The organism is Streptomyces sp. NPDC020845 (genome assembly GCF_044334165.1).
Classification (GTDB): domain Bacteria; phylum Actinomycetota; class Actinomycetes; order Streptomycetales; family Streptomycetaceae; genus Streptomyces.
Map to the genome: position 1 here is coordinate 87,889 of NZ_JBIRSJ010000016.1, position 26,932 is coordinate 114,820.

Annotated in this window: 23 protein-coding genes and 2 pseudogenes; 14 read left to right on the plus strand and 11 right to left on the minus strand. The window is 69.7% G+C overall.

Going from position 1 to position 26,932, the window contains the following annotated elements; genetic code table 11:
• Positions 1 to 32: 32 nt before the first annotated feature.
• From ACH4U7_RS37650 to ACH4U7_RS37660, 3 genes are read left to right on the plus strand one after another with little or no spacing between them, the layout of a single operon-like run.
• A complete protein-coding gene (locus ACH4U7_RS37650) occupies positions 33 to 1,757 on the plus strand; it encodes an IucA/IucC family protein (protein WP_398532264.1) in 1,725 nt (574 codons plus the stop codon).
• Positions 1,754 to 2,983 (plus strand): type III PLP-dependent enzyme, encoded by a 1,230-nt coding sequence (locus tag ACH4U7_RS37655; protein WP_398532265.1) that lies wholly within the window; start codon positions 1,754 to 1,756, stop codon positions 2,981 to 2,983. Before ACH4U7_RS37650 ends, ACH4U7_RS37655 begins: the two co-directional genes overlap by 4 nt.
• A 38-nt stretch (positions 2,984 to 3,021) precedes the next feature.
• Positions 3,022 to 3,651 carry a histidine phosphatase family protein gene (locus ACH4U7_RS37660; RefSeq protein ID WP_398532266.1) on the plus strand — a complete coding sequence of 210 codons (630 nt, stop codon included), beginning with the start codon at positions 3,022 to 3,024 and terminating at the stop codon, positions 3,649 to 3,651.
• Here the strand turns inward: ACH4U7_RS37660 and ACH4U7_RS37665 are convergent.
• Positions 3,617 to 4,405: a glycosyltransferase family 2 protein gene (locus ACH4U7_RS37665; RefSeq protein ID WP_398532267.1), complete on the minus strand. Its 789-nt coding sequence runs from the start codon at positions 4,403 to 4,405 to the stop codon at positions 3,617 to 3,619. The genes ACH4U7_RS37660 and ACH4U7_RS37665 overlap by 35 nt on opposite strands.
• A gap of 37 nt (positions 4,406 to 4,442) precedes the next feature.
• Positions 4,443 to 5,480, minus strand: a complete 1,038-nt coding sequence (locus tag ACH4U7_RS37670; protein ID WP_398532268.1) for a hypothetical protein — start codon at positions 5,478 to 5,480, stop codon at positions 4,443 to 4,445.
• A gap of 83 nt (positions 5,481 to 5,563) precedes the next feature.
• Between ACH4U7_RS37670 and ACH4U7_RS37675 the strand changes: the two genes are divergently transcribed.
• The 5 genes and pseudogenes from ACH4U7_RS37675 (at position 5,564) to ACH4U7_RS37695 (ending at position 11,514) form a co-directional block, all read left to right on the plus strand.
• Complete coding sequence (locus tag ACH4U7_RS37675) at positions 5,564 to 6,148, plus strand: TetR/AcrR family transcriptional regulator (RefSeq protein WP_398532269.1); 585 nt, start codon at positions 5,564 to 5,566, stop codon at positions 6,146 to 6,148.
• Entirely contained in the window at positions 6,145 to 7,590 is a 1,446-nt protein-coding gene (locus ACH4U7_RS37680; RefSeq protein ID WP_398532270.1) for an MFS transporter, read from the plus strand. Before ACH4U7_RS37675 ends, ACH4U7_RS37680 begins: the two co-directional genes overlap by 4 nt.
• 201 nt (positions 7,591 to 7,791) lie before the next feature.
• Positions 7,792 to 9,963, plus strand: a complete 2,172-nt coding sequence (locus ACH4U7_RS37685) for an RICIN domain-containing protein (protein WP_398532420.1) — start codon at positions 7,792 to 7,794, stop codon at positions 9,961 to 9,963.
• A 57-nt stretch (positions 9,964 to 10,020) separates the two neighbouring features.
• Positions 10,021 to 10,863: pseudogene (locus ACH4U7_RS37690) on the plus strand (ThuA domain-containing protein); the annotation flags it as partial.
• Positions 10,864 to 10,962: 99 nt separating this feature from the next.
• Positions 10,963 to 11,514 carry an aminotransferase class I/II-fold pyridoxal phosphate-dependent enzyme gene (locus tag ACH4U7_RS37695; RefSeq protein WP_398532271.1) on the plus strand — a complete coding sequence of 184 codons (552 nt, stop codon included), beginning with the start codon at positions 10,963 to 10,965 and terminating at the stop codon, positions 11,512 to 11,514.
• Positions 11,515 to 11,554: 40 nt separating this feature from the next.
• Here ACH4U7_RS37695 and ACH4U7_RS37700 read toward each other — a convergent pair whose 3' ends face one another.
• Together ACH4U7_RS37700 and ACH4U7_RS37705 are read right to left on the minus strand one after the other, a co-directional pair.
• Positions 11,555 to 12,139, minus strand: a complete 585-nt coding sequence (locus ACH4U7_RS37700; protein ID WP_398532272.1) for an SRPBCC family protein — start codon at positions 12,137 to 12,139, stop codon at positions 11,555 to 11,557.
• Between the two features lie 2 nt (positions 12,140 to 12,141).
• Positions 12,142 to 12,759 (minus strand): TetR/AcrR family transcriptional regulator, encoded by a 618-nt coding sequence (locus tag ACH4U7_RS37705; RefSeq protein WP_398532421.1) that lies wholly within the window; start codon positions 12,757 to 12,759, stop codon positions 12,142 to 12,144.
• A 167-nt stretch (positions 12,760 to 12,926) separates the two neighbouring features.
• Here ACH4U7_RS37705 and ACH4U7_RS37710 point away from each other — a divergent pair.
• Both ACH4U7_RS37710 and ACH4U7_RS37715 read left to right on the plus strand, forming a co-directional pair.
• Positions 12,927 to 13,327 (plus strand): annotated as a pseudogene (locus ACH4U7_RS37710) (FAD-dependent oxidoreductase); the annotation flags it as partial.
• 106 nt (positions 13,328 to 13,433) lie between these two features.
• Complete coding sequence (locus ACH4U7_RS37715) at positions 13,434 to 14,885, plus strand: SMI1/KNR4 family protein (protein ID WP_398532273.1); 1,452 nt, start codon at positions 13,434 to 13,436, stop codon at positions 14,883 to 14,885.
• Here ACH4U7_RS37715 and ACH4U7_RS37720 read toward each other — a convergent pair.
• Both ACH4U7_RS37720 and ACH4U7_RS37725 read right to left on the minus strand, forming a co-directional pair.
• Complete coding sequence (locus ACH4U7_RS37720) at positions 14,882 to 15,088, minus strand: DUF397 domain-containing protein (RefSeq protein ID WP_398532274.1); 207 nt, start codon at positions 15,086 to 15,088, stop codon at positions 14,882 to 14,884. The two genes, ACH4U7_RS37715 and ACH4U7_RS37720, sit on opposite strands and share 4 nt — an antisense overlap.
• Positions 15,067 to 15,915: a Scr1 family TA system antitoxin-like transcriptional regulator gene (locus tag ACH4U7_RS37725; protein ID WP_398532275.1), complete on the minus strand. Its 849-nt coding sequence runs from the start codon at positions 15,913 to 15,915 to the stop codon at positions 15,067 to 15,069. Before ACH4U7_RS37725 ends, ACH4U7_RS37720 begins: the two co-directional genes overlap by 22 nt.
• 175 nt (positions 15,916 to 16,090) lie before the next feature.
• Between ACH4U7_RS37725 and ACH4U7_RS37730 the strand changes: the two genes are divergently transcribed.
• Positions 16,091 to 16,342 carry a hypothetical protein gene (locus ACH4U7_RS37730; protein WP_398532276.1) on the plus strand — a complete coding sequence of 84 codons (252 nt, stop codon included), beginning with the start codon at positions 16,091 to 16,093 and terminating at the stop codon, positions 16,340 to 16,342.
• Positions 16,343 to 17,144: 802 nt separating this feature from the next.
• On the opposite strand, the gene ACH4U7_RS37735 is transcribed toward ACH4U7_RS37730, so the two are convergent.
• A complete protein-coding gene (locus tag ACH4U7_RS37735; protein WP_398532277.1) occupies positions 17,145 to 17,906 on the minus strand; it encodes a hypothetical protein in 762 nt (253 codons plus the stop codon).
• Between the two features lie 220 nt (positions 17,907 to 18,126).
• A complete protein-coding gene (locus ACH4U7_RS37740; protein WP_398532278.1) occupies positions 18,127 to 18,702 on the minus strand; it encodes a hypothetical protein in 576 nt (191 codons plus the stop codon).
• Between the two features lie 50 nt (positions 18,703 to 18,752).
• On the opposite strand from ACH4U7_RS37740, the gene ACH4U7_RS37745 reads away from it, so the two are divergent.
• Positions 18,753 to 19,520 (plus strand): hypothetical protein, encoded by a 768-nt coding sequence (locus ACH4U7_RS37745; RefSeq protein ID WP_398532279.1) that lies wholly within the window; start codon positions 18,753 to 18,755, stop codon positions 19,518 to 19,520.
• Between the two features lie 59 nt (positions 19,521 to 19,579).
• Here the strand turns inward: ACH4U7_RS37745 and ACH4U7_RS37750 are convergent, their stop codons facing one another.
• The gene (locus ACH4U7_RS37750) at positions 19,580 to 20,848 is read right to left on the minus strand and encodes a cellulose-binding protein (protein WP_398532280.1); all 1,269 of its coding nucleotides are present in this window, start codon (positions 20,846 to 20,848) and stop codon (positions 19,580 to 19,582) included.
• Between the two features lie 207 nt (positions 20,849 to 21,055).
• The gene (locus ACH4U7_RS37755; protein WP_398532281.1) at positions 21,056 to 23,431 is read right to left on the minus strand and encodes a hypothetical protein; all 2,376 of its coding nucleotides are present in this window, start codon (positions 23,429 to 23,431) and stop codon (positions 21,056 to 21,058) included.
• Positions 23,432 to 23,574: 143 nt separating this feature from the next.
• Between ACH4U7_RS37755 and ACH4U7_RS37760 the strand changes: the two genes are divergently transcribed.
• Positions 23,575 to 25,125 carry an SMI1/KNR4 family protein gene (locus ACH4U7_RS37760; protein WP_398532282.1) on the plus strand — a complete coding sequence of 517 codons (1,551 nt, stop codon included), beginning with the start codon at positions 23,575 to 23,577 and terminating at the stop codon, positions 25,123 to 25,125.
• A gap of 37 nt (positions 25,126 to 25,162) precedes the next feature.
• On the opposite strand, the gene ACH4U7_RS37765 is transcribed toward ACH4U7_RS37760, so the two are convergent.
• On the minus strand, positions 25,163 to 25,750 hold the full coding sequence (locus tag ACH4U7_RS37765) for a TetR/AcrR family transcriptional regulator (protein ID WP_398532283.1): 588 nt from the start codon (positions 25,748 to 25,750) through the stop codon (positions 25,163 to 25,165).
• Positions 25,751 to 25,831: 81 nt separating this feature from the next.
• Here ACH4U7_RS37765 and ACH4U7_RS37770 point away from each other — a divergent pair, with 81 nt between their 5' ends.
• Positions 25,832 to 26,785, plus strand: coding sequence for an oxidoreductase (locus tag ACH4U7_RS37770; RefSeq protein ID WP_398532284.1), 954 nt, complete (start codon positions 25,832 to 25,834; stop codon positions 26,783 to 26,785).
• The last annotated feature ends 147 nt before the right edge of the window (positions 26,786 to 26,932 follow it).

Here is a 26,932-nt window from a genome sequence, read left to right on the forward strand (position 1 = left end):
CCCGCCACCTCCACCCCCGCTGGAGTCGCCCCATGACCACATCCATCCGCACAGATGCCCGTGCCGATCACGTCGTCGCCCACACCCTCCTCAACTGCCTGCTCCGCGAGGTGTCCGGACCGGAACACCAGACCGTCGTGGCCGACGGCCACCTGCGGCTGCGGCTGCCCCGCTGCGGTGTGCTGCTGCGCGCCGCGCTGCGCCGCACCTCCCTCATCGGCGCACACCGGTTCACCGGCCCGGTCACCGAGGAGCGGGACGGTGCGTGGGCCGAGGTGTCCTGGCGTACGCTCGCCGAGTACATCCACCGGGAGCTGCGGCTGCGCACCGGGGTGCGCAACGACGAGTTCCTGGAGCAGGTGGCCTCCAGCCACGCGGGCGTCACGGTGGCCCTGGAGAGCCAGGAGCGTACGGGCGCGGCCCCGCACCACCACACCGGCGGCGACCCGCACCTCACCTACCTCGCCTCCGAACAGTCGCTGCTGTTCGGCCACCGCTTCCACCCCACCCCCAAGGCCCGCTCCGGCAGCGCCGAATCCTGGGCCCGCTTCGCCCCCGAGACCGGCGCCCGCTTCCCCCTCCACCACCTCGCCGTACGCCGAGAACACGTACGCGAGGAGGCAGTGTCCACCGTGGCCCTCGCACCCCTCGACCGGCAGCGCCCCGTGCCCGACGGCTACCGTCTGCTGCCCGTGCACCCCTGGCAGTACGCCATGCTGCGCGACCACCCCGCGCTGCGGGCGGCGGTCGCCCGCGGCGATGTCCTGGACCTGGGCCCCGGCGGGCCGGACTTCGCGCCCACCGCGTCCGTCCGCACGCTCTACGACGGACGGGACTTCCTGAAGTTCAGCCTCAACGTCCGGATCACCAACTGCCTGCGCAAGAACGCCGAGTACGAGCTGTCCGGGGCGGTGGCCCTGACCCGGCTGCTGGAGCCGGTCGCCGCCGACCTGGCCGCCCGCTTCCCGGGCGCCGCGCTGCTGCGCGAGCCCGCGTACCGGACGCTGGACCTGGGCGGCGAACTGGAGTTGATCGAGGGCTTCGGGGTGATCGTGCGCGAAGGGCTCGCCGCCCGGCTGCGCCCCGGGCTCACCGGGCTGCTCGCGGCGGCCGTCGCCGACGAGTACCCCGCCCCCGGCGGGGCGCGGGTCGCCCAACTCCTCGGCGACACCGGGCCCGGACACGCGCTCGCCTGGTGGGAGGCGTATCTGGCGCTGCTCGTACCGCCCGTCCTGGCCGCCTACTTCGACCACGGCGTCGTCCTCGAACCCCACCTCCAGAACGTCGTCGTCGGCGTCGACCCCTCCGGCCTGCCGCGCCAGGTCCTCTTCCGCGACCTCGAAGGCACCAAGCTGCTGCCGGAACACCACGCGGCGGCCCTCGCCGCGCTGCCGCCCGCTCTGGCCGGCCCCATGACGTACGACCGCGAGCGCGGCTGGGACCGCGTCGTGTACTGCCTGCTGGTCAACCACCTCGCCGAGATGCTGGCCGCCCTCGCCGACCGCCATCCGCACCTGGAGCCCGAGTTGTGGTCGGCGGTCCGCCGGGTCCTGGACGAGCGTGGCGCGGCACACGACGACCCGCCCGCCCTCCGCGCCCTGACCGCGGGTGTCCCGCTGCCGGCCAAGGCCAACCTCCTCACCCGCTGGGCCCGCAAGGCCGACCGCCACGCGGGTTATGTCCGCATCGCCAGCCCGCTCGCCTCCGACCTGCTGTCCGAGGCGGCCTGCGTCGTAGCCCCCGGGAGCCCCCGATGACCACCGAGCCCGCCACTGCACCCCGCACGGGCTCCGTGGCCGCCCTCGCCGACACCCTGCCCGGCGACGACCTCCCCGCGTACGTCTACGACCTCACCGCCCTCGCCGAACACGCCCGGGCCGTACGGGCCGCCCTGCCGCCCGCCGTCGAGCTGTACTACGCGGCGAAGGCCAACCCGGCCCCCGAGATCCTGCGCGCCCTCGCCCCCCACGTCACCGGCTACGAGGTGTCCTCCGGCGGCGAGTCGGCACACGTCCGCGAGGCCGTCTCCGGCCACCCGCTGGCCTTCGGCGGGCCGGGCAAGACTGAGGCGGAGCTGCGCCGCGCGCTGAAGCTGGGCGTGGAGCGCTTCCACGTCGAGAGCGAGCACGAGCTGCGCCAACTGGCCGCCCTCGCCGACGAACAGGGCCGCACGGTCGACATCCTGCTGCGCGTCAACCTCCCCGTCGCCGACGACGCGCTGGGCGCCGCCGCCCTCGCCATGGGCGGCCGCCCCAGCCCCTTCGGCCTCGACCCCGACCACATCGCAGAGCGCTGCCTCCCCCTGCTGACGCCGGGCGGCCCCCTTCGCCTGCGCGGTATCCACGCCCACCTCGCCAGCGGCCTCGACGCCGCCGCCCTCCTCGCGGTCGCCACCCGAATCACCGACTGGACGCGCGACCTCTCCGCCCGCCACGGCCTGCGGCTCACCGAGGTGAACGTGGGCGGTGGCATGAGCGTCGACTACGCCCGCCCCGACCGCCGCTTCGACTGGGCCGCGTACGGCAGGGGCCTGGCCGAAATCGCCGAGCGGAACCCGGAACTCACCCTGCGGATCGAGCCGGGCCGGGCGCTGACCGTCTACTGCGGCTGGTACGTCACCGAAGTCCTCGACCTCAAGCACAGTGGCGGCGAACCCTTCGCCGTCCTGCGCGGCGGCACCCACCACATGCGAACCCCCGCCGCCAAATGCCACGACCACCCCTTCGCCGTGCTCCCAGCCGACACCTGGACCCACCCGTGGCCACGCCCCGGCGTACGGGACGAGCCGGTGACCCTGGTCGGCCAGCTCTGCACACCGAAGGACGTGCTGGCGCGGCGGGCGTTGGTGGGGGAGCTACGGGTGGGGGACCGGGTGGTGTTCGCGCTGGCGGGCGCGTACGCGTGGAACATCTCGCACCACGACTTCCTGATGCATCCACGGCCCGGCTTTCACTACGTGGGCGGAGACTCCACCGTGTTGTAGAACCACAGTTGTGGAACCACAAGGGAGGCACACGGCTGATGCGCAGCATTTACGTCATCGCACATCCGGAAGCGACGCACCACATCGAGGGAGTGGTCGGCGGATGGCACGACTCGCAGCTCACACCTGCCGGCAGGCGCGCGGCGGCCCGTATCGCCCGGGCGCTGCGGGCCGTGATCCCCGACGGCGCGGAGGTGGAGCTGATCACCTCGGATCTACAGCGTGCTCGGCAGACGGCCGACGAGGTGGCCGAAGTGTTCGGTGCGAAACCGGTCCTGGATCGCAGACTGCGGGAGAAGTCCTACGGGGAGGCGGAGGGCAGACCGCGGGAGTGGTTGGACCGGCGGTTCGTCCCCCCGCCTGCGGCCGGGGATCGGATGGGACACCACGAGGGCCTGCGGGGTGCCGAGACCAGAGGGGAGTGTGCGCGGCGCGTGTACGCGGCCATGGACGAGGCCCTGCGGCGCCCATGTGAGCACCAGATCGTCGTGACGCATGGTTTCGCGCTGACGTTTGTCGTGGCCGCCTGGATCAAGATGCCGTTCGAGTCGCTGGGCTCGGTCAGCTTCCGGGCGCCCTCCGGCAGTATCACCGTGCTGCGCGAAGACGACTTCTTCCACAATCGCCAGGTCGTCAGCCTCGGTGACACGAGCCATCTGGACTCGTGACGCCCATCATGGCCCGCAGCGCGCGGGTGTGTTCTTCGATGATGCGCATGCGGGCCTCCCACTCCGGGCCTTGCGAGTGGAACGGATGTTGGGTGATCTGGTCGGGGTGCTTGCGGTAGAGAAGGCCGACCTCGTCGTGGAACCATCCGTCGGCCAGGGTGTCGAGCCCGAGGAGCAGGCCGGTGTCGCCTGATGCCGGCAGCGCCATCCACCCACCGAGGACCAGCATGAGATCGCGGCGGGCGCAGAGCGTTGCGGGGTGGACCTGGGCCCGCTTGTTGAGCTGCCAGTACTGCCACACACTTCCCGCCGGGAGCACGCCCTTTTCAGGGTCTCCCTCGAAACCCACGGTCGAGCCATCCGGGAGGAGGTCCAGCGCGCGCGATGTGGTCCACCCCACCTTCGGATAGCGGGTCAGAATGTCGATATCCCGGGCGAGCACGCCCGGCGCCAGGCGGTCATCCGCGTCCAGAACCTTGATGAACTCGCTTTCCCCGGATATGCAGCTGCGGGCGAACGCCATCGTCCGGGCGACCTGAGGACCACCACGACGCGAGAAGTCGATGGATATTCGGGGGTCGTCGCCGGGGAGGTGCGCGGCGGCGTTGACACCTTCGCCGTCTTCCTGCACCAACCACTCCCAATCCCAGCCCTCGGGAAGCTCCTGCTGAGCGAGCGACGCGTAGGCTTCCGGCAAAAGGGACACGGCGGGTCCGTGTACAGGAGTGACGAGGGAAACGAGACGGCGGCTCACTGCAACTCCTCAAGGCTGGCCACGTGAGACGCCCAGGTTAGGCGCGGCCGACGCGCGGAGCGAGCCAGGCCGCGAACCGTTCTCCCAGCTCGGCCTGGGCCGCTTCGACGACGGTGCCCGGGGCATCCACCGGGGCCAGCCCGAAGTGACGGTCCAGCCAGGCGATGTACGCCTCACGGCCGGGGCTCTCCTCGCTGTCGCGGAAGGCGATACGGCCGCTGTCGTTCCACGGTTCGCCGTCGAGGGATGCGAGGAACTGGAGGAATTCCCGCATATCGCGGGCGATGAGATGGACTTCGCCTTCGCTGCTCAGCATGGCGACGGGGAGGGTGGCCAGGTCGGTCCGGTCGTCGACGCGCCACAGGACGTACAGCGCGTCACTGCTGTTCGCCACGGCGAAAGGAACCAAACTCTCGGCGAGTTCCGGATTCTCCGGGGCCTCGCCATATCCGTACTCCCCGAATTCCACTGCCAGCCCGAATCCGGCCGCGTAGTCCCCGTCAAGGCTCTCCTCGAACTCCCACAGGAGATTCAGCTCATGGCAGGGCGAGTACACGGCATCCGGGATCAGCGGATATATCCAGGTCGTGAACGCCTTCCCCAGTTCCATGAGGGCCGCTTCGACGCTGTCGTACGGGTCCTCCAGTGGGGCCAGGCCGAAGTTCCGGTCCAGCCAGGCGAGGTACTCGTCCCGACAGGGGACCGGCTCGCTGTCGCGGAAGCCGAGAGGCTCGTCCCAGTCGCAGCAAGGCTCCTCTTCAAGGGACGCGAGGAATTGGAGGAATTCCCGTATGTCGCGGGCGACGAGATGGATTCCGCCTTCGTCGCCGAGTATGGCGACGGGGAGGGTGGCCAGGTCGGTCCGGTCGTCGACGCGCCACAGCGCGTACAGCGAACCGCTGGCGTTGGCCTCGGCGAAGAGGATCAGGCGGGCTTCGAGCTCCGGGTCTTTCAGGAAGGTGTTGTCGCGTCCGAATGTGTCCAGCGAGAACCCGGCGGCATACAAGTCGTCGACGCTGCCTTCGAACTCCGCGAGCAGGTTCAGTTCGGGAATGGGCGAGTACGTGTCTGTCATAAACCCGGGACCCTACCCGTGCGGGCCGACAGCGAGAGGGTTAAGTTACAGGTGACTTACTAGTTCCTACCGGGGAGGTGGCCGTGCCCGCAGGGCGTGGCAAGCGGCTGGCCGGCGCCGACCGCCGTGAGCAGGTGCTGAAGATCGCCGCGGAGGAGTTCGCGGCGCACGGCCTGCACGGGGTGTCGGCCGAGGTGATCGCGCGTAAGGCGGGCATCACACACGCCTATGTCTTCCGCCTCTTCGGCACCAAGAAGCAGCTCTTCCTGGAGGTCGTCCGCCGCGCCTTCGCCACGATGGCGGACGGTCTCACCACAGCCGCGGGCTCGGAGTCCGGTCTCGACGCGCTGGCGGCGATGGGCCTGCGCTACAACGACAACCTGAAGGACCACACCCTGCTGCTGCTCCAGCGCCAGGCGTTCGCCGCCTGCGGTGATGACGAGGTGCGCGAGGCGGTGCGGGAGAGCTTCGGCGAGATGTGGCAGACCGTCAGCGATGCCACCGGCCTCGATCCGGTGCAGATCAAGACGTTCATGGCGTACGGAATGCTGCTGAACACCAACGCCGCCCTCGCCGCCGCGGACATCGACGCCGACTGGGCGCGTCAGGCGACCACCCGCATCCACGCGGGCCTCTTCTCGCACCTCACCACCGAGACGAACCGATGACCGCGAGCGGCACCACGCCCGCGGCCACCCCCCAGCGCCGGATGGTGCCGCTGGTGCCCGCGCTGATGTTCATCGCGCTCGTCGTCGCCGTCGTCGGCAGCCTCGGCGCGCCGCTGATCACCTCGGTGGCGGGGGAGTTCGATGTGTCGCTGGCCGCCGCGCAGTGGACGCTCACCGCCCCGCTGCTGGTCGGCGCGGTCGCCACCCCCGTACTCGGCCGGCTGGGCACCGGCCCGCGCCGCCGCCAGGTCATCCTGGCCACTCTGGCCGTGGTCGTGGTGGGCAGTCTGCTGACGGTGGTGCCGCCGTCGTTCGGCTGGCTGCTGGCCGGGCGGGTGGCCCAGGGGGCCGGGCTGGGGCTCACGGCGCTGATGATGGGGGTCGCCCGCGACCATCTGCCCGGCGAGCGCTCGGGCCCGACGATCGCGCTGCTGTCGGTGGCTTCCACGGTCGGCATCGGTGTCGGCTATCCGCTGGCCGGGTTGCTGACCGATGTGGCCGGGCTGCGCGCGGCGTACGGGCTCGGCCTGCTGATCACCGCGGTGGCGCTCGCCGCCGCCTGGTGGTCCGTACCGCAGCCGCCGGCCGGCCGCGCCTCGGCGGTCGATGTGCCGGGCGCGACGCTGCTGGGCGGCGGCCTGATCGCCCTGCTTCTCACCATCAGCCGGACCACCGTATGGACCGATCACCCGGCGCTTGCCGCAGCCCTCCTGGCCGTGGCGGCGGCGCTGCTCGGCGCCTGGGTGCACCGCGAACGCCGATCGCCCGCCCCGCTGGTGGATCTCGCCCTCCTCCGCAACCCCGCGGTGGCGGGGGCGAACGCGGTCATGCTGCTCGGCGGCATCGGCATGTATCTGCTGCTGACGCTCGTCACCCGCTATGTGCAGACGCCGCGGTCGGCGGGCTACGGGTTCGGTGTCGATGTCTTCGTCGCGGGCCTGGTGCTGGTGCCCTTCTCCGCGCTGGGGTTCGCGGGCGGAAAGCTGGTGCCGCCGCTGCGCAAGCGGCTCGCTCCGGCCACGGTGCTCGCCGTCGGGGGCGCGGCCGTGCTGGCGGCGCTGATCCTGTTCGCCCTGACCCGGGGCCGGCTGTGGCTGTCGTTCGCGGTCATGGGCGTGCTGGGTCTTGGCGTCGGTGTCTTCTCGGCGGCCATACCGGCCGCCATCCTCGCCGTCACCCCCACCGAGGAGACCTCCAGCGCGATGAGCTTCAACCAGGTGGTCCGCAGCGTCGGCTTCTCGGTCGGCAGCGCCCTCGGCGGGCTGACTCTGGCGGCCGCGACTCCGACCGGTGCGACCTTCCCCACCGATACCGGATATACGACAGCGGCCTGGCTCGGTGCAGGGGCGATGGCGGTCACCGTCGTCACCGCACTCACTCTCCGGCAGGCATCTCGTCGGGATCGTCGGGATCCCGCTGCGCGTTCAAGTCTTTTGGGGTGATCCTCGGGGGAAACCCTTTGCTTGCTTCACCTCTTGACGTCTTTGGTTCAGACCTTTAGGTTCACCCATCGCCGCCGGCCATCCGCCGACTGCCCCCCCACGGCGACAGGAGGACCTGTGCTCCGAATCGTGCGTCAGGTCAGAGAGGGCAGCGGCAGTCGCAGCCGCCGCCACAGATATGCCCGCGCCACACGCGCCTCGATGGCGGCCACCCTGGTCGCGTTCTCGGCCGCATCGCTGCTGACCGCCACCCCTTCCCGGGCAGCCGCAGCCGCAACCGCGGCCGCCGCCCTGCCCACCGAATGGGCCACCGTCGTGAACAGCGGCAGTGGCAAATGCCTGGACGCCCGGTCCGCCGCGACCGCGAACGGCACCGCCGTGCAGCAGTACGGCTGCAACAACTCCACGGCCCAGCAGTGGAGTTTCACCGCGACGAGCGACGGATACGTCCGGATCAACAACCGTAACGACGCCAACCAGGTCGTCGATGTGACCGACGTGTCAACCGGCGACAACGCGCCCCTCCAACTGTGGACCTACGGAGGCGGCGACAACCAGCAGTGGCAGGCCGTGGACGAGGGCGGCGGCGCCTACCACTTCGTCAACCGGCACAGCGGCAAATGCCTGGACGTCCCCTCCGCCTCGACCGCGGACAGCGTGCAACTGGTCCAGTACACCTGCAACGGCACCGCGGCCCAGCGGTTCCAGGTGGCGCCCGTGTCCGCCCCGCCCGGCGGCGATGTGGACCTCGGCCCGAACGTCGTCGTCTTCGATCCGTCCATGCCGTCGGCCACCATCCAGAGCCGGCTGAACTCCATCTTCCAGCAGCAGGAGACCAACCAGTTCGGCTCCCAGCGCTACGCGGTGATGTTCAAGCCGGGCACCTACAGCAACGACGTCAACGTCGGCTTCTACACCCAGGTCCTGGGGCTCGGCCAGTCACCCGACGCGGTGACCATCAACGGCGCGGTCCACGCCGAGGCCGACTGGTTCCAGGGCAACGCCACCCAGAACTTCTGGCGCGGCGCCGAGAACCTGTCGGTCACCCCCAACGGCGGCACGGACCGGTGGGCGGTCTCCCAGGCCGCCCCGTACCGACGGATGCATCTGCGCGGCAACCTCGCCCTGGACGACGGCGGCTGGTCCAGCGGCGGCTATCTGGCCGACAGCAAGATCGACGGGCAGGTGCGGTCCGGCAGCCAGCAGCAGTGGCTGACCCGTAACGCGCAACTCGGCAGTTGGACCGGGTCCAACTGGAACATGGTCTTCGTCGGCAGCCAGGGCGTACCGGGCAACAGCTTCCCCAACCCCCCGTACACCACGGTGGACCGGACCCCGGTGTCCCGCGAGAAGCCGTTCCTGTACGTGGACGGCTCCGGCGCCTACAAGGTGTTCGTACCGTCCACGAGGACCGACTCCTCGGCCACCAGCTGGGCCGCGGGCAACGCCCCCGGCGCCTCCCTCCCGCTGGACGACTTCTACGTCGTGAAGCCCGGCGCGACCGCGGCACAGATCAACACGGCCCTGGCCGCGGGGAAGAACCTGCTGGTCACCCCCGGCGTCTACCACCTCAACGAGACGCTGAAGGTGACCCGCGCCGACACCGTCGTCCTGGGGCTCGGCCTCGCCACCTTCGTCCCGGACAACGGCATCACCGCCATGACCGTCGCGGACGTCGACGGAGTCAAGATCGCGGGCCTTCTCTTCGACGCGGGAACGACCAACTCGCGCACCGTGATGGAGGTCGGCCCCACCGGCGCCTCCGCCTCCCACGCCGCCAACCCGACCTCCCTCCACGACGTGTACTTCCGCGTCGGCGGCAGCGGCGTCGGCAAGGCCACCACCAGCCTCGTGGTCAACAGCGACAACGTCATCGGGGACCACATGTGGATCTGGCGCGCCGACCACGGCAGCGGCGTCGGCTGGACCAGCAACACCGCGGACACCGGGCTCGTCGTGAACGGCGACGACGTGACCATGTACGGCCTGTTCGTCGAGCACTACCAGAAACACCAGACGATCTGGAACGGCAACGGCGGCCGCACGTACTTCTACCAGAACGAGATGCCCTACGACCCGCCCAACCAGGCGGCCTGGATGAACGGCTCCACCCAGGGCTACGCCGCCTACAAGGTGGCCGACTCCGTCACCAGCCACCAGGTCTACGGCTTCGGCAGCTACTGCTACTTCAACGTCAACCCGGGCGTCACCGCCGAGCACGCCATCGAGGCGCCGAACAACCCCAACGTCCGCTTCAAGGACATGGTCACCGTCTCGCTGGGCGGCACCGGCACCATCCGCCACGTCGTCAACGACCGCGGCGGCCCGTCCAACTCCGCCACCAACGTGGCCAACCTCGTCGCCTATCCGTAACGGCAACGGGAAGGAGCCCCCGTGTCCAACATCCGACGCACCACACCGTCCCGCGCGGTGTCCGCGGCCCTGCGGCTGCTGGCCCTGCTGGCCGTACTGCTCGGCCTGACGGCAGCCCCCGCCGCCCACGCGACGACGCACACCGCGAAGACCCCGAGGGCGGCGTTCAAGGTACTGGCCCTCTACAGCGGCACCTGGGACGCCGCGCACATCAACTTCGTCCACGAGGCCAACGACTGGTTCCCCAAGCAGGCGGCCCAGAACGGCTTCACCTACACCGCCAGCAACAACTGGAACCTGCTCGCCGACGGCGGGGTCAACGGCTACCAGGTCGTGCTCTTCCTCGACGATCTGCCGCAGACCGCCGCCCAGCGCACCGGCTTCGAGCGGTACATGCGCGGCGGCGGCGCCTGGATGGGCTTCCATGTGTCGGCCTTCACCACCGAAGCCCAGAACTGGTCCTGGTACCACAACCAGTTCCTCGGCAGCGGCAACTTCAAGTCCAACACCTGGGGCCCGACCACGGCCAAACTGAAGGTCGAGGACCGCACCCACCCCGCCACCAAGAACCTGCCCGCCCTGTTCACCTCGTCGGTCAGCGAGTGGTACAGCTGGTCGAACGACCTGCGGCAGAACCCGAACATCAAGATCCTGGCCTCCGTCGACCCGAGCAGCTTCCCCCTCGGCACCGATCCCGACCAGAGCTGGTACAGCGGCTATTACCCGATCCTGTGGACGAACACCACGTACAAGATGCTGTACGCGAACTTCGGCCACAACGCGATGGACTACGCGAACAACACACCCCTGTCGTCCACCTTCGCGAGCGAGACCCAGAACCGATTCCTGCTCGACGGCCTGAAGTGGCTCGGCGGCGCGGCCACCACCGCTCAGCCGTCCTCCGCGCGGCCCTGATACGCCAGTGCCCCGGGCGCCGCGGGAGGGCGCCCGGGGCACTGGGCTGACGACCGAAGCGCGCTTCAGCTTCCGTACTGCTTGGTGTACAGCGACACCGTCATCACGATGGGCTCCCTCAGCAAGAGCGTCTGGGGCGGGCTGCGCGTCGGCTGGATACGAGCCACCAGGCCGGTCATCGGCCGCCTCGCCCGGCTCCGTGCGGTCCATGACCTCGGGGGCAACTTCCCCGCACAGCTCGCCGCGGCAGAACTGCTGCCCCGCCTGGAAACCCTGTGCCAGGACATGGCGGCAGACCGCCAGGCCCGCCATGACCACCTGCGTGTGGAACGGGCACAACAACTGCCACAGTGGCAGGCCCCGCCAGTCACCGGCGGCCAGACCCTTTGGGCGCGCCTCCCGCACGGCGACGGCGACTCCTTCGACCAGACGGCCCTCCGCCACGGCGTCGCCGTACTTCCCGGCAGCGGACTGGACGCCTCCGGGGGCAGCAAGGAGTTCATTCGCATCCACTTCCTCGCCACCCCCGATGTCCTGGTCGAGGCGGTACGTCGCCTGGCGACGGCCTGGCAGGCGTACGGCGGCGGCCACGACCGAGGCGACCCGGCACCGGCGCCGCGGTCGATGGCTGTATGACGTCGGCACACCTCCTGCCTCAGCATGCCGGCCCACCGTGTCAGGAGGACCGGAGGGCGGCGATCCGGTCGGCGAGGGCCTGATTCATCGCCTTGAACTGCGGCAAGGTGTTGTCGTGCAGCGTGCCCTGGTAGAACGGGACCGCCACGCCGGTGAAGTCCTCGCTCTGCGTCACCCGGACCCGGCCACCCTCCAGCGGATCGATTCTGAACCGGTGTTCGCCGTCGAAGATCCAGCCGGGGCCGATCCTGCCTATCCAGCGCAGTTCCCTGCCCGGCTCGGCGGCCAGCACGGTGGGGGTGAAGGTGGTGTTTCCGGTGTCGTCGTGCATCACCAGGCGCAGCGTGGCGTCCTTCTTGACCGTGCCCTTGGCGGAGATCACGAACGGGTTCCACTCGTGGTAGGCGGGGAGGTCGGTGAGGACCTGCCAGACCTCCTCGGGGGTGGCCTCGATCTCGATCGAGGCTTTCAGGGTGTAGGGGCGGGCGTTGGTCCAGATCGTGTAGGTGGTCAGCAGGACGAGGAACACTCCGAGCGCGGCGAGCAGCCGACGGCGGCGCAGACGGTTCCGGGGCGGGCGGTTCCGGGGCGGGCGGACAGCGGTTTCCGTTGCGGTCGTGGTCATGGTCATCGGTTCTCCGGGTGGGGAAGGACGCCGGTGAGGGCGGCGTTGACGAGGCGTTCGGCGTAGGCGCGGTTGATCGGGCGGCCGGTGATCAGGAGCCGGTAGTAGAGCGCGCCTGCGAGCTGGTCGAACAGCAGGCCCGGGTCGGTGGCGGCAGTGAGGGCGCCGCGCTGCCGGGCACGTTCGATCAGCCCGAGCACCAGCTGGTTGCGCCGGGTGAAGACCTCACGTACCAGCACCCCGATATCGGGATGCCGGGCAGCCGCGGCCACGAGCTCGGCCACCACTCCGGCCGAGTGGTCGTCCGCGTCTCCGTGTTGCCCGGCGCGTCGCATGCGGTTGAGCCCGAGGGTGATCTGCTCGGCGTAGTCGGTGAGATCCGCGCGTACGTCCCCGGTGTCCGGCACGGCCACGTCGTCCTGCATCCGGGCGACCACGGCGATGGCCAGGTGGTCCTTGGTCGGCCAGCGCCGGTACAGCGTCGTCTTGGCCACTCCGGCCTGCTCGGCGACCTTGTCCACCGCGAAGCCCGCGTAGCCGTGGGCCAGTAGCTGTTCCAGCGCCGCGTGCAGGATCCGCTCGTCCGCCTCCGTGTCGCGAGGCCGGCCCCGTTGTGCCATCGCCACGCTCACCACCTTTCCGCTACTGGCGTTTCGTAAATCGACCGTAGCGGGATCCGAGCTATTTACGCAACGACGGTAGCGAAATTAGCGCCACGGCTGTGTTGGGCGCCACATCGACCTCATGTCCTGCAGTTGCACATGACGGCGGCCGGGCAGCAGCTCGCGGAGCTGAGCATCCCGGAGTTACTGGAGGGGACCGGTGCGGAGTTCGTGCGCGGCTGGGTGTTCAGGTGCGCTCGAGGGTCGAGGTGGCGAAGGTGCCGCCGGATGCGGTGGAGGTGGCGGGCGGGGAGAGCATCGCCGCCGACGTGGTCTTGTGGACGAGTGGTACGCGGGTCTCGCCGCTGGCGGCCGCCGCCGGGCTGACCGTCGACGAGCGCGGCCGGGTCGTCATGGACGCCGCGCAGCGGTCGGTGCCCCACCCCGAGGTGTACGCGGTGGGTGACGCGGCAAAACGGTGACCGCCTCGCCCTGGCCGACCTGCGCCCGTATGAAGAAGATGCCCGCCTCGGGCGCCTTCTGGCCCCGCGGCGGCCGATTCACCCGCACCCGGGCGTCGCGGTGACCGACCTTGGTGGCGTTGGAAGCCACGGCATCCGTTGCGGGCGGTTGTCGTACCCCTGTGCTGTTCTTGTCCTGCAGTAGTGGCCTCGAGATGAGGGAGCACATCGGTGAACCGCGAGCAGTGGCGTCCGTTCCTCCAGCAGTGGAGCGAGGAGTGGATCGACGGCCATGACCCCGAGAAGGACGCCGAACTGGACGAGGCCGTCGTGCGTGACCGCTGGCTCGGCTTCGCCCCGGCGAGCGAGGAGGAGATCGCGGCGGCCGAGGCCCGCTTGGGCCGCACTCTGCCGGTGTCACTGCGCGAATTCCTGGCGGTTACCAACGGGTGGCGGGACGCGGGCTGCTTCATCTACCGGCTGGCCGGAACGGCTGAGTTGGAGTGGCTGACCGACTCCGACCGGTCGTACCTGATCGAAATCTATGACGAACTCGCGGAGGGCGACGCAGAGAGCGAGGATGAAGAAGAGGAGGAAGAAGACGCTGACGTGATCAACGAGGCAGCGGTGCTGAGGCGTTCTCTGCTCGTATCGCTCGATGGTGACGCGGCGGATATCCTCCTTGACCCCGGGGACGTGAATGAGCGTGGGGAGTGGACCGCTTACTGGCTCGCTTCGTGGTCGGGGAACGGGCTGGAGCCTTTCGACTCCTTCTACGAGTTGATGTATGACCAGTACAAGTCGTTCCATGCTTTGCGGAAACCGGAGGGGGAGACCAAGGACCGCTGGGACGAGAAGGTAGAAGAGGCCCGGCTCGCTGCCCTCAAAGGGGAAATCGACGGCCCGTTGAAGGCACTGACCGAGGCCGAGGAATTCGGCAACGAGCGGGCTCTGCTTCTGCGGTTCCAGATGTTGACGATGCTCGGTGTCGGTCAGCACGAGGCCGGGATCAGCCATGTCGTGAACTACGCGCACCATCCCGGTATCCTGCAACATCCCCTGTTCGAAGACGAATTGATGCCTCTTGTCTTCGAGGAAGACCGCACTCGTGATCTGCCGCACGGATGGTCGACGCTGCGATTCTCGAAGGAGAACGGCCCGGAATGGCTGCGGTCGCTCATCGCCGACCACGAGGCCCGCCGCGCCGCCCCTGATTTCCAGCTCTCCTTCGGCAACCCCGAATTCAACGCCGCGGTCCACCACATCACGGACCGACTGGCCGCCGACCCCGCGTTCCAGGTCCCGGACCCGTATGAGGAGCAGCGACGGAATGCCACCTACGAAGAGGCGTGGGTGGACGGCCAGCCCGTCATGCGCGTGGAAATATCAACCCTGACGGTCTCCACGGTCCTCGTCAGCGAGGAATCGGAGGACGGCGTGCCGGCCGACGTCGAAGCGCACGACCCCTTCGGCGCATACGACCGGGCACGGGAGCGCCAGCGACAGCTCATTGACGCGGCCTGGCCCGAACTGAAGGAGGCGATACGGCTATGGCGTCCGCTGCATGAGGACCACATTGCCCCCGTAGTGCTGTTCGCCGACCCCGCGCTCGCCGAGATGATCACCGGCGAGCGGGGGCGGGAAATCCTGTCGATGGGTCGGGAAGTCCGGTCGGAACACTAGGCGGCGGGTGCCTTGAGGGTGGCTATGAACGTGGCCCAGGAGCGGGAGGGGAATATGAGGGCGGGGCCCTCGGGGTTCTTGGAGTCGCGGACGGGGACGACGCCGGGGAGGTTGTCGGCGACCTCGACGCATGCCCCTCCGTCGTTGTTGCTGTAGCTGCTCTTGCGCCAGGCAACGGTGCTCAGGTCCGGGGTGATCCCCATGAGGTCCATTCCTTCATCACGGCTCGGATCATCGCCTCGGAGTCACGGGGCGAGAGGGCCATGGCCCGCAACAGATCGTAGTTCTTCCGGAGCTTCGCAACTACGCCCTGGTCCTCGATGATCGTTCCGAAGCGGCTGTCCTCCTTGTAGGCGAACATCGGCTCATCCGGCAGGGTGAAGAGCATCAGAGAATTGCCCGCCTCGGCGTGCTGGCCTGCGCTGAACGGCAGGACCTGAATGGTTACGTAGGGATGTGTCCCACGCTCGACGAGGGACTCCATCTGGCGGCACATCACCTCGGGGCCTCCCGCCGGGCGGCGCAACGCCGCTTCGTCCACGATGAACCAGCATTCCCGGGGTTGAGGCCGGTCCAGCCGTGCCTGCCGGTCGAGGCGGGCCTTCACCATGGCCTCGATTTCCGCGTCTGGAGCGTGGCGGTTGCCGATACGTAGCGATTCCCTTGCCAGCTCAGCGGTCTGGAGCAGGCCGGGGATGGTGGCGCAGGAGTACTCCTCGATGACGACCGCGTGCCTCTCGATATCCATCATCCGGCGGTACTTGCCCGGGAACGGCTCGTTCTTCGCGAGCGCGTGCAGCCGCGCGAACAACCCGTCCGTCCCGAAACACGCATCCAGCTTCGCCGGAAGATCGTCGTACGGAAGGCACTCCGCCGCCTCGATCCGCGCGAGGTGCGACTTGCTGTAGTTCAGCACCTCGGAGAGCCGCCGCAGGGACATGTCCGCCTTCTCTCGGTGGCGGCGGATCTCCGCGCCGAACAGGTCGCGTGCGGAGCGGTCGGGGAAGAGCTCGCGTGGCTGGAACGTCATCGGTCCATCCCTCCTGGTCCCGTGGATTTCGCCGGGACCACTGGCCTCTTTTGAGCATACGTGCCGGAGCGCAACGATGAGTGCACTCACCGTAATTGGCCATGGAAGGAAAGGGCCCCGGCGACCGTGCGCGCGGTCCCGGGGCGGGCCAACCCGACGTAGGAAGCAGGTCGACATGGATCAACCTATCGAGCGCGTCACCGCCCGAGGCAAGGGGATTTCCCGCCGTACGCAGGCCGAGCCCGACGGCCCGCGGATGACGATGCGCGTGTATCGCGTGTCCTCGGAAACCGGCGCGGTCACGGAGGAGTTGGGCAAGGTGATCGTCATGATCAAGGACAAGCTCGCACCCCTGCAGTCCAGCCAGTTCCCGCCCTGCGAGTGCCCGCTGCACCGCGACCGTTCGGCTCCCTGGTACCGCTACTGAGGTTTTCGGTTCGGGTTGACTGCTGTGCGCTGTTGGCTGCGGGTTGGCTTCGCTTCGCTCCGCGTGCGCCTGTGCGCCGTCTCGCGGCATTCGGTGCGGGCGGGTGCGGGTTTCGTCTCGGACCCTCCGGGTCCAAAGCGCCGGCGAGAAGGGGGAAGGGGGGCGGCTGGCCTGTCGTCCTGGTTCCTCGGCCCGGCGGGCGGCTGAGCTCAAAGAGGCTCCGCTGCGCTCCGCCGCAGCTGCTGCCGCGCGGTGGCTGCCCGGTCAGTCCAGCGGTGCGCCGGGCCGGGGTGCGGGAGCGCGACGGAGGGCGGGCACCGGCGGGCGGGATCGGCTCTCCCTCCACCCCTTCTTAAATAATCGCTTGATGCAGTACTTGATGCAGAGCAAGTGTTTTTTTGAGAGGGGGCGGGGGGAGAGCCCGGCGTCCACCGCTCCGGGCGACCATCCACCGTCGGCCGCCGCCCGTCGGCCGGTGAGGACCCGTTGGGATGGACGGCGACGATGCCTCCGGCGCCCCCTCCCCTTCCCGCTGCTGGCCGTTTTGCGCCGAAGGCGCGAGACGATGCACGCACGCGGCGTCCGGACCATGCCGTCCAGCGGTCGCCGGCCCGTTCGTCGCGCTCGTGCGCCTCCGGTCCAGCGCAGCGCTGAATGGAGTGGTCGGCCACCGCGCGGCAGCAGCTGCGGCGGAGCGCAGCGGAGCCTGTCCTGAGCTCGGCCTCCCGCCGGGCCAAGGAACCGGGACACCGGGCCAGCCGCTCCCCTTCCATCGGGTGCGGTGCAGTCCGCGGAAGCCGGGTTACGAACCGGTGGGGACGGTGTCTTCACCGGTTCGTTGAGGGGGCAGGCCTCGCTCTGCTGCCCAGGCGCACAGTGCGGCTTCGGCTACCTCGCGGGACAGAGGGCCGCGGTCGACGTGGAGTTCCTGAAGGTGGCGGATGGCCGCCCCTATCGTGCGACCCTGAGGTATGCCGAGCAGGGCGATGATTTCCTTGCCGTTGAGGGGCACCGGGATGCCGGGCAGCCGCTCATAAATGGCTCGCTCGGCTGCGGCACGCTCCTCGTACTCACGCTTGGCCTGCTCCCTCGCGTACCACTCGTCGTAGTCGGCCGCGTCGTACGCCTTCAGGGCGGCCCAGCGCCAGTCCTCCTCGTCCCGTCCTTGGCCAAGGCCTACTTCCACGAACAGGTCGCGATAGTCCGGCGCGCCGGGGCCGGCCGACACCACGCCGAGCCGGGCGAGCGCCGCGTTGATTGGCCAGTCCTCCCGCGGACCGTCGAATTCCGACGTCTGCACTGGGCCCCATACCTGTACACCAGCCCGCCACAAGGCAGCAGCCTGATGCCCGTCGCCGCCCCAGAAGTCCGCTTTCACATGGGCCACCGGTCCGCCCTGTGAGAGGGCACACAGGGTTCGCGGCAGATCACTGCGGAGCGCGGTGGGCAGTGGCATCAGCCCCAAACGTTGCGCGAGCGGGGCAACCACCGCCTCCGTCGCTCCTTCGGCCCAGCTTCGTAAGCGGTCGAAGTCGCTTATGACAGCGTCGAGTCGGTACGACATCTGCGCACGGTAACCGCGTTCCTACGGTGTCGGCTACTCGCGAAAGCCGCGCCGCTGGGCCAGGCTGACGAAGCGGTCATCGAACCGGCCGCGTACTCCTCCAGCGGCCCCCGCGCAGGCGGGCACGGACGGCGAGTGGCCATCTCCAGCCCCCGGCAAAGCAGTGGGCTCCTTCCACCGGCGTACGACAACCTGCCCTGCCGTCAGACCGGTAGGCATCTCACCACGCTTCGCGGAACGTGATGCCGAGGTGCTGGAAGAGCCCTTCGCGCTGCTCGGCGGTGGCCAGGACCATGACATCGTCGTATCCGAGGGTGTAGGGGCCACTGTCGACGCAGCGGAAGGTTCGGGGGTCGTCGTCGGGGCTGAGCGCTTCGATGGCGGCCTGGGCCGCGCCCATGTCGAGGTAGTCGTTCGACTCCTGCTCCACGTCGAAGGAGAGCTCCTTGCCGTTGCGCTCGAAGTACATCGTTCCGCGGCCGGCGTCCTCGTCGTCCGGGTCATCCTTGTCGAAGCGGAAGTTGTCGACGGTGACCTTGCCTCCGGTGAGGGCTGCCGCCTCTCCCAGGAGCCATGCGTAGTGGTGGTCGGCGAAGTCGACGTCATCGGCGTGGATGCAGACGGCCAGGCCGAAGGATTCGAGCGAGCTGGCTATCTCATGGCGTGGGTCCAGTTCGCCGTACGCGAGGTCGCCGAATTGGTCTATGACGTTTTGCGCTGTCTCCTGAGTGATCATGCCGAGTTCGGTGAGGACTTCAGCAACCCGTACGTAGTTGATCGGTTGGGGTTTCGCCATGGCGTCATCCTGTCAGCCGGAGATCGCTTCGCCTCAAGTAGCGTCAGCCCATGGCGATCACTGCGGAAACGATCACACGGCTGCGGACCACCGCGATGGCGGGCGATGCCCACGCCGCGCTGGAGCTGGGGCGACTGTTGTGCCTGACGGCATCGGAACCGCGGGCTCCCGGCGACGGTGACCAGACCTGGCCCGAGGAGCGCTGGCTGCGCGCCGCGGTGGAGGCACGGCCGGATGGCATCGAGGCCCTGACGTTGCTGACCGGGCGCCTGGCCCAGCAGATCTCGTACTGGGAGGCCGTCTTGGACATGAACCCCGACGTCATGGAGCAGTACGGGGAGGACGAGGGCACCGTCAGACGGCGGCAGATCGAGGCGGAGGAGCTGTACGCCCGGATACGCGCGGCCGGTCCCTTCGGCCACGCCGTCGAGGCCGGACTGGACGAGTTGGCTGTACTGCTCGGCGTGAGCGGCGAATCAGCGGCGGCGGCCGCGTACAGCGTCTACGTGTTCGAGGACGATGCATGGAGTGGAAGCGTGCGGTACGGCACGACCATCGTCGCGTCCGACGCTGACGAGATCCGCTGGGCATGCGATGAGTGGTTCGCGCTGGAGACCGGGCTCAGCAGCACCCCCACGCTCACCACGTACGTGGACGGCGCCGAGGTGAGCTCGATCGACCTGCGCAGGCACCTCGTCGACGCGACCGTGTCATGGGACGACGTCGCCGTGCCCGAGCTGACCGGTGTCCGGTTGCCCGTGGGGCTGCCGGTCCCGGGCCGCGGGCTGTACTACGGCTTTGCGGGCGTGGCCGAGTAGCGCCCGAGATGCCGGAGCGCCCCGACGGAGCCGGGGCGCTCGAATCACTCGCCGCTGGGCTAATCGGCGAGGGTCGGAGTCGTCCAGGTTCGCCATTCGGAGAGGTTGCCCGGCTTCTTGCTCGAGATCCTGATCGTGCCGGCGGCGTTGCCCGTCTTCAGCAGGAACTTCTGGATGTTCTGCTGCAACGGGGTCTTCCACTCGGACCTGACGGCACAGTGGTTGCCGTCCTGGATGTCGGACCAGTACGTGATGTTGGCGCCCGCGCCGAGGGCCTTGTAGACCTCGGCCCCGCCGAGCGCCGCCACGCTCCCGGACTTGGCGCCCAGCCAGTCGATATGCGGGTTCTCCATGATGAACAGCCCGCGCGGCGCCACCATGGCCACGATTTCGTGTGTGTCCAGTGGCAGCGTGGTCGGGTTGCCTGTGAAGGAGCCGAACGCGTCACCCAGCCACGGCTGTTCCGAGTAGGCGCTGCTCAGGGGCTGTGAACCGCTCTCTCCGGGAATGCCGCGGAGGATGGGAGCCCCTGCGGTGCCCGACTCGATCGGCATGGTCAGCGCGATCCGCTGGTCGAAGGCGCCGATGGCGAAGGCACCCTTGCCGTAGCGCGAGCAACCCGTGACGCCCATCGCGTCCGCCTTGAGGATGTTGCCGCCCGACTGCTCGATGACGTCGATGATGCGGCTCACCCCCCAGGCCCAGGCCATGAGCACTCCGGTGCTGCTCTGCGAGCCGTAGATGCTGTAGTACGCGCCCTGCTTGTTGTTCCGTGGCGTGCCTTCGCGGCCGACCGCGAGGGGGTCATAGCTGATGACGGCGGCGCCGGAGGCTTTGATGGTGGCGGTGTCCGCGCCGAATCCCCCTACGACCACGACGGCCGGGAAGGGGCCGGAACCACTGGGCAGTTCGACCTTGGCGGAGAAACTGGAGCTCCTGCCCTGGTCCGACACGTTCACCGTGATGTTGGTGTTCGAGACCGTTCCGGTGACACTGGCGGGCTTCGCGTGTTTCTCGCCGTAGACGTACTTCTCCGCCAGCTTCTTGATCTCGGCTCGTCTGCACCGCCAGTCGGACTTGGTGGTGATGCGTGTCCCGTTGAGCCGTGTGAAGGGGTCGGGGAGCTTGGAGTTGGCGGTCAAAGAGCCCGGGTCTTGTACGGCGCAGTCGGCGCCGTCGTCCTCGACGCCGGGGGCGATGCGTGTCGCGGGCGTCCCGGGGTTGCCGGTGGCGCCTGCCTGGGTGGTGAGGGTGGTGGCCGTCAGGCTTGCGACGGCCACGAGGACCGCGGGTGCCCACACCCGTGGCCATAATCGCTGAAAGCGCATGTGGGGGCCTCCCTGAGAGGGCATGTTCTGGCTGTGGGAGCGCTCCCACCATAGGGGCGGGCCGGGTGGGTAGCAACACCTGTGCCCCGGGCTCGGTCTTCCCATTGACCAGGCCCGGGACCCGGTCCCGCTGGGTGGCGCGTCAGCCCGGCGTCAGTCCTGTGCCAGTCCCGCGTCAGTCCTGTGCCAGTCCCGCGTCAGTCCCGCTCAGTCCCGCGCCTCAAGGCTCTCGCGTACTAGACCGGCGGCCCAGGGCGCCCCCTCCGTCGGCCATGAGGCGGCGAGTTGGGTGAGCAGGGCCCGGTGGTCCGCCAGCCGGGGCTCGTCGGTGAGGCCCAGGGCGGCCTCGGCCTGCACCTCCAGTTCCTCGCACCTGGTGGCGCGCATCAACTCCTCGGTCGCCGCGTCGCCCGGGGCATCCCGCAGCGATCCCAGCGCGTGGGTGCGCTGCGATACGGGAAGGCTGCCGTCGCGGGCGAGGGCCCCGAGGGTGCTGATCAACTCCTCGTCCGCCGCGTTCGTTTCGTAGAGGAACCCGCTGACCGTGTACAGGGCGCAGCTGCGCACCTCGGGGTCGCCGGCCTGCCGCAGGACACCGGCGAGCAACGCCGCGTCGCCCGGCTCCCACGAGCGCCCCACGCGCAGCGCGTCCAACGCGCTCAACGCGCTCAGGTGGCCGGCGCCGGCCGGTGCCGGGGGCCGGTGCAGCGCCTCGCGGGCGCGGGCCAGCACCTGCGGCGCGTCGACTGAGCGTGCCTGCTCGCCGAAGTGACTTTCGAGGCCCTTGTCGTGGTACCAGTGATCCAGCGCGATGCCCACCGCCACCTCCTGTCCGCTGTCGAGCAGAGTGCGGAGCGCGTGGTGGTACGTCTCCTCGCCGCTGGGCGCCCGCAGTTCGCGGTGTGCGCGGTAGAGGTCGGGGTCGGCGAGCCGGTGGTCTTCCCAGTGGATGCTGTGCATGCCCCCGAACACCGCCTTGCGGACCAGCTCGGCGTCGTGTGCTGAGGACATGATCTCAACCGGCCAGCCCTCCACCGCCTCTTCGAGCAGTTCACGGTGCTCGTCGATGCGCTTCGGGCGGGACAGCCACCAGGCCGCCTGGACGTGGATGTCCCAGTCGTCGCCGACCAGGGCCCGCAGCAGCAGCGGGTTGGCCTCGGGGCCCAGCGCGTCGCCCAGCACGCGGAGTGCGATCTCGTGGTGGCCGGACAGGGACGGGTCGAACACGAAGCGGCTGACGAGGTCGACAAGTCGTTCACGATCGGGTCCGTCGGCCGCCTCGGCCGTACGGTCGTCCGGCGTCGTCCCGGCCGCGCGGTCGTCTGCTTCGTCCGTGTCATCCACGTCATCCACGTCATCCGCGTCACCCGTGTCCAGCACTCCGTACGCGACCCAGAGGGCCTTGTCGCGCACCCCGTCGCTGGTGGCCCGCTCCAGCACCTCGGCGATCCGCCTCGCGTCCGATGGTTGCGGCCAGCGGGCGCCGATCGCGTTCAACGCGCTGATGTGGTTGGCGGCCTCGCCGGTACGCGGGCTCAGCTCGGGTGGCGACGGCGGATCGCCCAACACCTCCCAGGCCCGCGCGACCACCTCGGGTGCGTACGCCTCGATCTCGCTTGAGTTCAGGAAGTGGCCCAGCCCCTGCCAGCTCTCGAAGTAGTCGAGCGCGATGCCCACGGCCACCGGGTTTCCGCTGTGGAGCAGGGTGCGGAAGGCGCGGTGGTACGTGTCGTCGCTGCCGGTGGGAAACATCAGCTCCGCGTGGGCGCGTTCGAGCTCCGGATCGTCGTCCAGCCGGGCTCCGAGCCAGTAGATGCTGTGAAACCCGGTCAGCGCCTCCCGCACCAGGCTCGCCGGGTATTGCGCGTCCTGCGGCCAGGTGGCCGCCAGCCGCTCGACACGTTCCCGGTGGTCATGGAACCGGCCGTTGGTGGTGAGCCCGAGGGCACCGTAGACCTGCATCCGGCGCTCGCCCGACTCGGTGGCGCGGACCAGGAGGGCCGTCGCCTCGGGGTCGTCCGCCTCGAACACCGCGTGCAGGGCCTCCGTGCGTTCCTCTATGTCCTCGAGGCTTTCGTCGAAGGCCACGGCGCCGAGCGCGGCGACCAGCCGCGGGCTCGGCGTCTCGGCGGCGGCCAGCGCGGTGGTGGCGGCCGAACAGGCGGTGGAGCGCACATTCGCATGGGTGGCGAGGGCCAGGGCGTCGGCGATGAGGTCCACGTCGGCGGCTTCGGCGAGGTTCATCATCGCGTTCAGCGCGCTTGCGTGGTTGGCGCCCGCGGAGGTGTCCTCGTCCTCGGGGGTGGGCGGCTGGCGGAGCAGTTCGCGGGCCACGGCGAGTACGTCGGCCCCGTACTGCTCGACCGCGCTCTCGCCACCGAACCGGGTCAGTGCCCCGGAGTACTGGAAGTGGTCGAGCGCGATGCCCGCGGCGACGGTGTGTCCGCTGTGGAGCAGGGTGCGGAAGGCGTGGAGGTACGCCTGCGCCTCGGTCGGAGCCATCAGCTCCTCATGCGCCTGCTCCAGTTCCGCGTCGGGCAGTTCGCAGCCTTGCCAATGGAAGCTGTGGAAGCCGGCCACCATGTATCCGCGTCTCCTTTCCGGGGGTCATCGAGCCTATCCCGTTGCAACGGGGCCCAGTTGTCGGTCACTGCTGCTGGAATGGGTCCCACACGCAGACCGAGTAACACCCAGTCCGAGCAACCGGGCAACCGCAAGGGAGCCGTATGACCAGCCCGCAGAACCCGCGGAACCCGCAGAACCCGCAGATCACCGCACTGCTGCAGCAAGTGGCGCACAGCATGGCCAAGGGGGCGCCTCCAGGGTGGCAGCGGGCATCGATCAGCGCTCGTGCCGACCGGCACGGCATCGGCAGCCACGGCGTGGTCAATGTTCTGGCGAACGGCAGAACACGCCCCGGATCCATGCGGACACCCAAGCAGCTGCAGCGGGTTTTCGAGCTGGACGACACCAGGGCCGACGAACTGACCATCGAGCTGGTGGTGTACCCCGACGGCCGGTTCGAGGCGCTGACCAGCCGGGCCATCGTGCTGCAGCCCCAAGGGCCGGGCCATGTCTACGTATTGCGGCCCGACGTCCGGCCACCCGACGCCGGCGATCTCCAGCCCGGGCCCGTGGACCCGACGCAGGCCGGAGATGCGCAGGAGGTGGTGCGGCTGCTGTGGGCGTATCTGCGCAAGCGGGCCGAGATCTTCGGCTGGGAGCCGGGCCGCCTCGAACACTTCGAGGACGTGCTGCCCGCCCCCTGGAACGCCGAGGAGATCGAAGACTACGAGCGGAAGCTGGGCGCGCCACTTCCGGAGGACCTGCGCGCGCTGTACGCCGTGGCCGACGGCGACGGCGGGGACGACGGCTCCCGGCTCTTCGACCGCCATATCTGGCTCGATCTCGACCAGTTGGTCTCCTTCCGCCACGCGGACCGCTGGTGGGCGGCGGGTGACACCTGGCAGTACCACACGCTCGGTTCGGTGCGCTCCGATGGTCTGCCGCGGGCCAGGGCGCGGTCCTCGGCCGACCGCCCCGGCTGGATCATCTTCGCGGAGAGTACCGGCGGTGACTTCCTGGCCGTGGACATGGATCCGGCCGAAGGTGGCCGCCCGGGCCAGGTGATCCGGGTGGGTCTGCACCATGACGACGGCCCCGTGTACGTGGCCGACTCGGTGACCGAGTTGCTGCGGCTGCAGCTCGCGGCGCTGGAGCGCGGCGACTACAGATGCGATGCCGCGTCCGAACAGCTGTGGATCGACGCCGGGCTGCCGGAGCTCCCCGGCGACACCGCCGAAGGCGCGGACGGCGAGGAAGGCGGCGAGGAGGGCGGCGGAACGGAGGGCGCGGGCGCGGCCTCGGAGCCCCCCGTGCACCACGCGCACGTGACCTGCGACGCGGAGCTGTCGCCACTGGCGGGACATCCCACGCTGGCGGCCGTGACGGTGCGGTCGACCGAGCCCGTGTCGCTGGCCCCGCTGCGGGGCTGCCCCCGGCTGTACGGGTTGGATCTGTCCGGGGCGGCGGTGCGCGACGTCGAGGTGGCCGCCCGGATACCGGGCCTGCGGTATCTGGCGATGCGCCCGGAGCAGTGGCGGGAGCTCATCGAGCGCGCCGGGCCGCCGCCCACCCTGGCCGCCGCAGTGCTGGCCGACGGCCCCTCGGACGCCCCCTCGGACGCCTCCTCGCCGGAGACACTGGCCGAGTGGGCGGTCGGCCTCGGCGGCGACCAGGGCGACATCCGCCACTACTCCGGCCGACTGCCCGGCTAGGCAGGCGCCGGACCACAGGCAGGACCGGGCCTGGGGGCTACGCCGCGCAGCCCCGCAGGGCGAACGCGATGGTGGCGCCCAGGCCCTGCTCGACCTCTTCAGCGGGGAGCGTGCCGTTCGCCGCCAGGGTGGCGAAGCCGTGTATCGCGGCCATGACCGGCAGCATGATGCCCTCCACCGGCCCTGGGCGCACCTCGTCCCTGCGCTGCCCTTCTTCGATCAGTCCCGTGGCGAGCGCCGCCAGCCGCTGCGAGCATGCGATCAGCTCCTTGGACGCACCCGGTTCGTGCTTGACCGAGTACATGAGCTCCAGCAGGGCCGCGTTGTCCGTGGCGAAGCCCACGTAGGCGCGTGCGACCGCGTCCAGCCGGTCGGCGAAGGCTTCGCCCGACTCCCGCGCCGCGGTCAGTGCCCCCAGGAAGCGGTCGAATCCCTCCAGGGCCAGCGCGTCCAGCAGGGCCTGCTTGTCCTTGAAGTGGCGGCTGGGCGCGGCATGGCTGACTCCGATGTCACGGGCCAGCTCCCGCAGCGACAGGGCGGCCGGGCCCCTGTCGCGCAGCGTCTGCTCGGCGCGGGTCAGCAGCGCGGTGCGCAGGTCTCCGTGGTGGTACGGGCGGGTCTTCATGTCCAGCAGTCTATCCACGGTGTGACCAGCGTCTACATTGTTGTCGTTGACATCATTGTTTGCGATGTCTACATTGGTCGTATGCCGAAGACCATGAACCCACCCCGCTGGAACGAAACACACCTCCCCGACCTGACCGGCCGCACCGCCGTGGTCACCGGGGCCAACAGCGGCCTCGGCCTCGCCACCGTCGACGCCCTGGCCCGGGCCGGTGCCCACGTCGTACTCGCCGTACGGGACACCGGCCGCGGCGAGGCCGCCGCCGCGACCGTGACCGGTGCGCGCGGCACCCTGGAGGTGCGCCCGCTCGACCTGGCCGACCTCGCCTCGATCCGCCGGTTCGCCTCCTCCTGGCAAGGCGACCTCGATCTGCTGATCAACAACGCCGGCGTCATGAACATCCCGGAGGCCGGCACCAAGGACGGCTTCGAGATGCAGTTCGGCACCAACCACCTCGGCCACTTCGCGCTGACCAACCTGCTGCTGCCGCATATCACCGACCGCGTGGTGACCGTCTCCTCCGGCGCGCACCGGATCCCGAGCGACAACCACATCCACTTCGAGAATCTGAACCTGACGGGCGAGTACGCCCCGATGCCCGCCTACGGCCAGTCCAAGCTGGCCAACCTGCTCTTCACCCTGGAACTCCAGCGCCGCCTGACCGCGGCCGGCTCCCACGTACGCGCCCTCGCCGCGCATCCCGGCTGGGCCGCGACCAACCTGCAGGGCGGCGACGCCAGCTTCCTGCGCCGCGCGGCCATGCGGGTGGGCAACCGGGTCTTCGCCCAGGACAGCAAGGCGGGCGCGCGGCCGACGCTGTACGCCGCGGTCCAGGACCTGCCCGGCGCGGCCTACGTCGGACCGGACGGCTTCGCCGAAATGCGCGGCGCCCCGACGCTGGTCGGCCGGTCCGTGGCGGCCAGCGACCCGGAAACGGCCCGCCGCCTGTGGACCGTGTCGGAGGAGCTGACCGGTGCCACCTTCCCCCAGCGGCTGCGCGCGGGCTTGGCGAGGCCGACCGGTTCGGCGATATAGCCGATATCTCTGCGCGCGCCGGTCCTTCCCGGAGAAGTTCGACCGCAGCGGCCCGAATCGCGGAACCGAGCTTTTCCGTCCCATCGAGGGACTTCAGGACGAATGGACCACGCTGTACCGATTCGACAACGCCGAGCACCTCGACGC